At 36.7% G+C, this 8,872-nt stretch carries 6 protein-coding genes; 5 read left to right on the top strand and 1 reads right to left on the bottom strand.

The window, feature by feature from the left end; genetic code table 11:
* Positions 1 to 240: 240 nt before the first annotated feature.
* The 4 genes from AXG55_RS11615 (at position 241) to rpoD (ending at position 7,027) form a co-directional block, all read left to right on the top strand.
* Complete coding sequence (locus tag AXG55_RS11615) at positions 241 to 693, top strand: aegerolysin family protein (protein WP_148698277.1); 453 nt, start codon at positions 241 to 243, stop codon at positions 691 to 693.
* Between the two features lie 177 nt (positions 694 to 870).
* Positions 871 to 1,068, top strand: a complete 198-nt coding sequence (rpsU, locus tag AXG55_RS11610) for a 30S ribosomal protein S21 (protein WP_148698276.1) — start codon at positions 871 to 873, stop codon at positions 1,066 to 1,068.
* A 141-nt stretch (positions 1,069 to 1,209) separates the two neighbouring features.
* Positions 1,210 to 4,326 (top strand): CHC2 zinc finger domain-containing protein, encoded by a 3,117-nt coding sequence (locus AXG55_RS11605; protein ID WP_148698275.1) that lies wholly within the window; start codon positions 1,210 to 1,212, stop codon positions 4,324 to 4,326.
* A gap of 91 nt (positions 4,327 to 4,417) precedes the next feature.
* The gene (rpoD, locus tag AXG55_RS11600; protein WP_148698274.1) at positions 4,418 to 7,027 is read left to right on the top strand and encodes an RNA polymerase sigma factor RpoD; all 2,610 of its coding nucleotides are present in this window, start codon (positions 4,418 to 4,420) and stop codon (positions 7,025 to 7,027) included.
* A gap of 38 nt (positions 7,028 to 7,065) precedes the next feature.
* On the opposite strand, the gene AXG55_RS11595 is transcribed toward rpoD, so the two are convergent.
* Positions 7,066 to 7,473 (bottom strand): dihydroneopterin aldolase, encoded by a 408-nt coding sequence (locus AXG55_RS11595; protein WP_148698273.1) that lies wholly within the window; start codon positions 7,471 to 7,473, stop codon positions 7,066 to 7,068.
* A 101-nt stretch (positions 7,474 to 7,574) separates the two neighbouring features.
* Between AXG55_RS11595 and rocD the strand changes: the two genes are divergently transcribed.
* Positions 7,575 to 8,819, top strand: coding sequence for an ornithine--oxo-acid transaminase (gene rocD, locus AXG55_RS11590; RefSeq protein ID WP_148698272.1), 1,245 nt, complete (start codon positions 7,575 to 7,577; stop codon positions 8,817 to 8,819).
* Positions 8,820 to 8,872 lie beyond the last annotated feature (53 nt).

Raw genomic sequence — 8,872 nt, 5'->3', positions numbered from 1 at the left:
ATCATTTATTAAATCAAACATTTTTTCTCTACTGTTAGAAAATGCTTATTATTTATAATAATTACTAATAATACGCTGTGTCAAATATTTGACATTTTGAGCCTATAATATTTTACACTTTGAAAAGTATGGGTAATAAAATTAAATAAATCTTAGTCTTTTATTTTTAGATCAAGTTTTTTTGAAGTAACAGTTCTGTTACTTTGTATTTGTCACACGGATAAGAAAGGTAATGCATAAATGAGTATGATTAAGGGTTTATTTTCTTCAGCTTTGCTTACACTCTGTTTAGTAAATGCGGCACAGGCATTTGCAAATTGTGATTTAAAAGCATACGTCACCGTTAGAAATACAACGCCTCATGTTCTGATAAGAGATAAATTTGATTTAAAACATGGACGTTGGATGGTCGTTCCTCCTGAGACTGTAGCTCCTGGACAAGTCGCTCAATTTTCTTCTGTAGGAGCATGTGGATCTGCAACGGGGACAGAGGGGTTTGCTATTTATAAGGTGAATGGAGCAGAACCCATTTTCTTAGCTTGGGATGTACCTTGGGTATCGGGCACTAAAAACACGTGTTCAACACTAGATTCTGCTAATTACGAACTCTATTATAAAAACACGGGAAAGCCTGGAGATTGTAATACAAATAACCCAGTTTTATATTTTAACACTATATTAGTACAAAGATAACTACCTAGAATTTATATCTAATTTTGAAATCTACTCCTTTTAGCTTAATTCCGTCTAAAACTTCCTCAATTTCCCTTCAAAGGAGCTTGTCTTCTTTGTTTTTTTGCGTTACGAAGCAACTTCCGATTTGAGAGATGGTCGGCCTAATATAAAAAAATATGAAGGGGGGTGAACAATATGCCAGTAGTTAAGATTAAAGAAGGCGAAACTTTTGAAAGCGCAATGCGTCGTTTTAAGAAGCAATGTGAAAAAGCAGGTATCCTTTCTGAAATTCGCAAACGTGAGCATTACGAAAAACCCTCTGTTAAAATCAAGAGAAAGCGTATGGCGGCGCGTAAGCGTGCGCTGAAAAAACAAAAGAAGCTTATGGCTTAATTCGTTTTTGAGCTTAAAAATGCGTTAAAAGGGAGGGTTGTTTTGCAGCTCTCCTTTTTTCATTGTATTCCCCGTGAGTGTGGTACGATCTTTTTCCTACGGGCGAGGCTCGTTTCTTAAACCAAGTGGTGAGGTTCTTTTTTGAGACTTCGCAAGCATTCGATTCAAAATCTCATTCAAAACATTAACTTGCAAGAACACCTGAAGCGGTTCATAGAAATCAAGCGCTCGGGCAGTCATGCTGTTGCCAAATGCCCTTTTCATCAAGATTCATCGCCCAGTCTTTATATTTATGAGAATAATTATCATTGTTTTGCCTGTAAGGCTCACGGCACCATCATTGATTATGAAATGCATCGTACTGGTTTTTCATTTCGAGAGGCTGTGGAGGAGTTGGCGCAAAGTTATCAAATTCCATTAGAATATGAGCAAAGTGCGGATGACGGGCAAAAAAATTCAAAATTTGAAATGTTTGAAGGACAAAATAAGTTTTTAGAAAAAGCTCAAGAATTTTTTAAAGAAAATTTATTAAATTTATATGAAAATAAAACTGAAAATATTTCAGAGAAATTAAAAGATTTTTTAAAAAATAATTTCAGCAAAAAAATTGAATTTTATTATTCTGGTGATAAAAAATCTTGGCAAAAATTTGTTGAGAATAAATCAAAATATGCGCAATTTTTCAGAATTGACGTTTCGGAAAGATTGGTTTTTCCTCTGTACAAAGAAAATGGTCGAATAAGTGGTTTTGCATTTTCAGCAAAAATATTATCGAATTTAGATTGGAATTGTGATCAAAACTTTTCTGAGAAAGATCTTCTTAATTATTTAATGCAATTAGAAATCTGTACGCCTTATCCTAAATCAACTTTATACTGCTTAAATTGGCACAAAGCCAGATACGATGCGGCGCAAAGCAAACATTTAATTGTAACGAGTACTCTTTTTGAGCATGATGTCATGCAAAACCAAGGCTTTAAAAATTCAATTATTTGTATTGAGAATAAAGTAGATGTTTTTTTGGCGAAAGTATTCGCAAAAAAAGTTCCTAAAATGACATTATTTATGTCAGCTTCTTCTCAACAAAATATCATTTTATGGAAAACTTTTTTAGAGCTCATTTTAGTTGGTGATTTAACTATTGATTGCGTGTTATATCCTCACTCAGCAGAAAATCTTGTAAACGAAGATATTAAAAAATGGTTTATGGGTGCAAAACCTATTTGGGATGAAGTGACTAAAAAAGTATTAGAGGTGCTTCCACAGCAGCAAAGACTCGATGAATTTAGTAAAAAATTATTACCTCTTTTTCAAAAAATTGAAGATCGTACGCGCAGGGAAATGTTACTTGATAAAATTGCATCACAATATTTTGGTTCTTCCAAAAAGATTTTTTATAAATCTAAATTTTTTATAGAAAATCAACAAATAAATAAGAATTTTTTGCCAAGTCAAAGCACATTGTCTTATGAAAATAATTCAAATGCAGTGAAGGAAGTTCCAAAAATTATTTTAAAAGAATCAAAAGAATCTATTGCAGAGAGTCATAGGATTGATAATGAGAAAAAAGATCTCCTTGCTAAAACAGTGCTATTTTACAATAAAACTTTATTATCCGATTACGACATTGCTCACGAAGCCCGAAATTATTTGCAACAAAGAGGAATTTTTTTAGAGCACATTAAAAAATGGCAACTGGGATTGTGTCTAGGATCTCATGAGCTGGGTCGTAAAGTGGAAAAATCATTGGTGCCCGCCGATTCTTTATTAGAGTTAGGATTGATAAAAAAAAGTAGGCATCATAATGGCTTTTATGATTTTTTTCACGATCGTATTATTATTCCTATAGTTGGTCACGATGGTCACTTTGTTGCTTTATCAGGCAGAATTTGGCTACAAAATACAGCTCATAAATTGAAAGAGTTGCCTAAATATATCAACTCACCTGAGTCCGCAATTTTTTCAAAATCAAATATATTATTTAATTTTTATTCCGCTTTGCAATCTATTGTGAGCTATGGTTTCGTAATTATTGTTGAAGGCTATATGGATTGTATGGCGCTTGTAAATGCAGGTGTCTCAAATACGGTTGCTGTGATGGGGACAAGTTTAACTTCACCGCATATGGAAGCCCTTTCTAAGGTAACAAAACGCATTCTTATTTGTTTTGATTCCGATAAAGCGGGGCAAAACGCAGTGAAGCGAAGCTTTACCATGGCTTATCCTTTTTCTGGTGTGGAGCTTGAGTGCTTACTACTGCCCAATGGAAAAGATCCCGATGAATTTATTAAAATGTATGGCGCCGAGGCCTTTCGTGAACTCATACCGCAAAGCGTTCCCTTATTAAATCAGGTGTGCAGATGGCTTTTTGATGAAGCCGAGATGAAATCTGAATTATTTTTAAGATTGATAAAAGAACATATTTTACCAATAATTTTGCAGCATCCCGATGAAAGAGTGCAGGAAGAAGCCCTTTCTTTTTTATGTGACAAATACTTTGAAAATGTATATCCTCGTGATCTGCGGCTTGAAATGGACGGTTTAACTGCGTTGCAGCCAAAGGGGTATTTTGCTAAAGAGCTTGCAAAGTCCGATGCTTTTTCTATTGAAGAATGGCTCGCTTTTTCTGTGACTGAAGTTAAATTGCTTTTATCACTTGTCTATTCAAGGTTTTTTGAGTTACCAATGCGCTTGCGCAATGTGGCTCAAGGGATGTCCAGTGCCGAAGAGGAAAATGAGCGTATTTGCGCTTTGGCTATGAGCAAGCAGATGAGTAAAATAAGTTTTTCTGTTTGCTTGGAACTATTATCTCTCATGGTGGATAATCCCCATTTGGCAATAATTGATTTGGAAAACTTAGATGACTATGGGTTTTCTGCGCATGCAAAAGTTTTGATTGCTTATGCAAATTCAAATGTTCACCTTTTATATCAGTATAAGCTGGAGGAATTATTGAAAGAAAACTTGCCTGCAGGTGTGTCCATGGTATCATTTAAGAATATTTGGGATATAAAAAATTCAGGTTTTTTGAGGTTTCAGTTGCGTAATATTAAACTTTCCTCGCAAAGAGGTGTTTTATCTGCATTTGTGGCCGAGACTTTACTTCACCTGGAACTCGAATATATTGATAACGCCTTGAAAGCATTTTCGAGCTTCCATTTCGATAATGAAATAGATAAAGAGTTTCATGATCTTGTCAGAGAGCGTACAAGACGTAGTAAGGAATTTGGTTCTTTTGAATCTTTTAATTTGCAATAAACGTAAAATTATTTCAAAGTAAGCGCTTTGCGCTATTCAATTGTCGCTGAATAGGGTTTTTTGTTTTGTGATTCTTGGGGGTTTTTAATATATGACGAATTCCAAGTCAAAGTCTGCAATAGTAGGTGGCCAGAAACGTACCTCTGAGTCTGCCCAAAAAGAAAAATCCGCAAGCTCCAAGCAAGCTGCCCCCCATCCTTCTAAAAAAGGAGAGAGTGCACCTGCTAAATCGCAGCATACGACAAAACCTGCGGAGTTTAAAGCTGCGAAAAAAGAGAATCCACAAAGTATAAAAAAACATTCTTCCGCAGCAAAAGCAGCTGACTCAACAGAGGGGGAAGAGCACCTTGGGGTAAAAGACGTCAAAAAGTCTGTGGTATCAAAGCCTGATAAAGATGTAAAATCGCATGCCACAAAAGCTCTGCGGGATACAAAAAGTCAAGACAAAAATGCAGAAAAAGAAAAAACAGTATCCTCAAAAGTAGAAAAAACGAATAAGAATCTTATGCCTACAAAGAAAACAAATAAACAAGCAGATGAAACCATGCCGGCAACAAGTTCTAAAGAAGAAACCGCCACCGCGCGCGTGAAGTTAGTAAAAGCACCTCTTGTGAAATCATCGGATTTGGGAGTAGCGGTGAAAGCGCCTCCTGCAAAAAATCCTGTTGTTACTAAGAAAAAAGTGGAAAAAGAGCCTTCTGCTGCCCTGCCTTCAAGCTCAAGCGCAGAAAAAAAAGTCACTTCTATTTCAATGGACTCCAAGTCTAAGCCCAAATCTGTAGGGGCTGAGGTTGCAAAATCATCAGCAAAGGTTACGGAACCTGTCTCTTCAAAGGATAAAAAGCTGAAAACAGTTTCTGAAAAATCTCCTATAATAAAAAAAGAGAATAAAAGCACCTCTGTTGAATTGAACTCCGTTGAAGAGAAAATAGAAATAAAATCTGCGAGTTCTTCTGCAAAAAAGAAGGATGCGAGCAAAACTGCTGATGCCACAAAGAAAGTGGCAAAACAAGCGAAGCAAGGTAAAGGCTCCGACTCAGACGAAGAGGAGCAATTTGAAGAAGTTGCTTTAGACGACGAACCCGATGATTTTAACATCGAGGAAGAAGAAGACCTTCTTGGTGATGTCGACTTGGAAGCGGACGATTCTGTCTCTCTTCCTGAGGACGACTTTCTCGCGGCAGAAGAGTTTGGTGCCGATCTTGGTGGCGAAGAAGAAGAACTCGATGCCTCTGCGCGTAGCAACGACCCTGTTCGTGTTTATTTAAGAAAAATGGGACAAGTTGCCTTACTCTCTCGCGATGGCGAAGTCGAAATCGCTAAAAAAATTGAAAATGAAGAAAATAAACTTTTAGAGCATCTTGTTTCCTTACGCATTGGTATTAACCACATGTGTGATGTAGGACAAAAATTTATTGATGGTGTGATTAAAGCAAAGAACCTCGTTAAAGGTTTTGATGACGAGCAGGATCAAGCTAATGACGAAGGACAATCCCAAAGGGTTCGTGTCCTTGTCGAAAGCTTTATGAAGCTTGCTAAAACAGTCATTGAAATTGAAGATAAAGTGGGCTTGCCTGGTCTCGATAAACTTTCTGCTCATGAACGCGAAATTTTGCTGGAATCGCGTAATCAAATGTTTGAAATTGTTAAAGAAATTAACATTAATCGCCGTATTATTCAACAGATTGTGGCTGAACTCGATACCCATGCGAAGAGCGTTTCCGACTGCATGAAAGAAACCAATAAGGTGAAAGTCAGAACGCGCTTGGATGAAGCGCGTCTTGCGGCTTATTGCAATGCCAATGCCCCTCGCCCTGTTGAAGTGAATTTTTTAACGGAAAGAGATTGGGAAAACTTTAAAAATACCTACCTCTCTGCGCAAAATACAATTTTAGCAAGTGAACAAGCGTGTTTCTTAAGCCGCAGTGAAATTGCTATAAAGTACCAAGTTATTAGCAATGCCAACCGTTTTGCTGAGGAAGCAAAACGTGAGCTGATTGAAGCAAACTTAAGGTTGGTTGTCTCTATTGCTAAAAAATATATGAATCGTGGTTTGCAGTTCTTGGATCTCATCCAAGAAGGTAATATCGGTCTTATGAAAGCAGTGGAAAAGTTTGAATACCGTCGTGGTTATAAGTTCAGTACTTATGCTACTTGGTGGATTCGTCAGGCTATTACTCGTGCCATTGCCGATCAGGCGCGTACCATTCGTATTCCCGTTCACATGATCGAAACCATTAACAAAATGGTTCGGACAAGCCGTCAATTGGTGCAGGAAATGGGTCGTGAACCCACTCCTGAAGAAATTGCACAGCGCATGGACATGAGTATTGAAAAAGTACGTAAGGTCATGAAAATTGCCAGAGAGCCTATCTCTCTTGAAGCTCCTATTGGTGAAGAAGAAGACAACCATTATGGCGACTTCTTGGAAGACAAAGCTCATGGTGCCCCTATCGATATCGTGGCTAATCAAAGTCTTTCCGAGCAGACTAAAAAAGTGCTTGCTACTTTAACGTCGCGCGAAGAAAAGGTGTTGCGGATGCGTTTTGGAATTGGTGAGAAAACAGATCATACCTTGGAAGAGGTGGGGCAAAGTTTTGACGTAACTCGTGAGCGTATTCGTCAGATTGAAGCCAAGGCATTGCGCAAGCTGCGTCATCCGAGCCGTTCTAAGAAGTTGAAGGCATTTATTGAAAGTTAAAAAAACTTAAAAAGGCTAGTCATAGACTAGCCTTTTTCTTATGAGTAATAATCTTTTTCAGCTTCAATTTTTACTTTGCCAGTAAAATTTTTTAAAGGAACAAAAGCTTTTTCAATTGAAATTTTTGCAGTTAAAATATCTTTAAATTTTTCACCAATTGAAATTAAAAGTTGTTCTGCTAAAAATTCTAATAATTTTACTTTTTTTAATTCTTTGATTTTTCCAGTAATATGTTCACAAACAGCACCATAATCAACAGTGTTTTCTAATTTGTCATGTGTATTTAGGTAATTTATTTTAATTGATAAGTTAATTGTTAAATTATGTCCTATTTTTTCTTCAAATTCATTCGCACCTAAAAAAAGAAAAGCTTTAATTTCAGAAATGTGTATCCAGCAAAATTTTTGTCTCTTTTGCTCTTGGTAAGGATAAAATTTATTGTCCATTTTTTGTTTCCTAATGGTTGGCTATCATAAAAAACAAAGCTATATATAGGTAAGCGTATTGTTTTTTCCCTATGAAACACACATAGAATAAAGGTAAGCTCATGACAAACCAAAATGCTTCTGAAATTTCAAAAAAGTTTATTGATTTGGCTGATAAATTTGGTGCCCATAATTATCATCCTTTAAATGTCGTGATTACTAAGGGATCTGGCGAATGGGTATGGGACATTAATGGAAAAAAATATCTTGATATGTTGAGCGCTTATAGCGCAGTTAATCAAGGTCATTGCCATCCTAAACTTCAAAAAACATTACACGAGCAAGCAGGCCGTATTACTTTAACTTCAAGAGCTTTTCATAACGATCAAATGGGGCCTTGGCTAGAGCAGCTGACACAACTTTGTGGGATGGATAAAGCCCTTCCTATGAATACGGGCGCTGAAGCTGTGGAAACAGCAATCAAAATTGCGCGCAAATGGGGTTATACCGTAAAACAAATTCCGAGGCATAAAGCAGAAATTATTGTTTGCGATCATAATTTTCATGGGCGTACCACAACCATTGTCAGCTTTTCCAGTGAACCTCAATATAAGGACGATTTTGGACCCTATTGTGGAGGTTTTCGTTCTATTCCTTATGGTGATGCGCAGGCTCTTGAAAGCGCCATTACTCCAAATACTGTGGGTTTTTTATTTGAACCTATTCAAGGGGAAGCTGGAATTATTGTTCCGCCCAAGGGCTATTTAGAGGCTGTGAGCCAAGTTTGTAAAAAACACAATATTTTATGTATTGCAGATGAAATCCAAACGGGATTAGGAAGAGCAGGTAAATTATTTGCTCACCAATATGAAAACTGTAAACCCGATCTTATTATTTTAGGAAAAGCATTAGGAGGCGCTTATTATCCTATTTCAGCAGTTGTAGGATATAATGAGGTATTTAATATATTAAAGCCAGGGGATCATGGCTCCACATTTGGTGGAAATTCTATGGCATGTGCGTTATCACAGACGGCATTAAAAATTATTGTTGAAGAAAAACTTCCTGAAAGAGCATACGATCTGGGTAATAAATTTCGAGATGGGTTAGCAAATTTGCCAACGAAAGTTGTTAAAGATGTTCGTGGAAAGGGGCTTCTCAATGCTATTGAAATTCAGCACAATGCAGGCAAAGGACGTTTTTACAGTGAATTGCTTCAAGAACGAGGTATTTTAGCTAAAGAAACACATGATTTCACCATTCGATTTGCTCCTCCTTTGGTGATGGAAGAAGCAAGTATGCAATTTGCCATTGATACCATAAAAGAAGTATTTTCTAAAACGCAGGCAGAATGGTTACAAAAATGAGATTGAGGTCGTACATTTACAACCTCAATCTTTTGTGCCTTCATTTCGTATTG

This window comes from Silvanigrella aquatica, assembly GCF_001907975.1.
Lineage (GTDB): Bacteria > Bdellovibrionota_B > Oligoflexia > Silvanigrellales > Silvanigrellaceae > Silvanigrella > Silvanigrella aquatica.
The sequence above is the reverse complement of the archived record's forward strand: the minus strand, read 5'-3'. Positions and strand labels throughout refer to the sequence as shown.